1 protein-coding gene is annotated in these 452 nt (G+C 47.3%); it reads left to right on the forward strand.

All coding sequences use genetic code 11. The annotated features are described in order from the left end of the window. Positions 1–4: 4 nt before the first annotated feature. Positions 5–452, forward strand: a 448-nt coding sequence (locus NE664_13970) for a mannitol dehydrogenase family protein (GenBank protein MCQ4727741.1), incomplete at its 3' end; no start/stop codon positions are given.

Genomic DNA, 452 nt, shown 5'->3' on the forward strand with positions numbered 1-452 from the left:
GCTGATGAAACTTACCTTAGAAGGAATCAAAGACAAGCAGGTATGGAACCGGGCGGGAATCGGACTGCCATCTTATGATTTGGAAACACTGGCACAGCGGACAACGGAAGCACCGGTATGGGTTCATTTTGGTATCGGGAATATATTCAGGATTTTTATAGGCAGTATTGCGGACCGCCTGATCACAGACGGACTGATGGACCGTGGAATCGTCTGTGTGGAGACATTTGACTATGAGACGATCGACCGCATCTATAAGCCATACGATAATCTTTGTCTGTCCGTGATCTTACATACCGACGGTTCGACGGAAAAAAGAGTATTCGGCTGTTTTACTGAAGCGCTGAAAGGGCTGCCGGATGAGACGAATGACAGAAGGCGATTAAAAGAGATCTTTGCAAATCCCAGCCTTCAGATGGTCTCCTTTACAATCACGGAAAAGGGCTATGCGC

Origin of the sequence: Anaerotignum faecicola, from assembly GCA_024460105.1 — a bacterium.
In the GTDB taxonomy this organism is placed as follows: Bacteria; Bacillota; Clostridia; order Lachnospirales; family Anaerotignaceae; genus JANFXS01.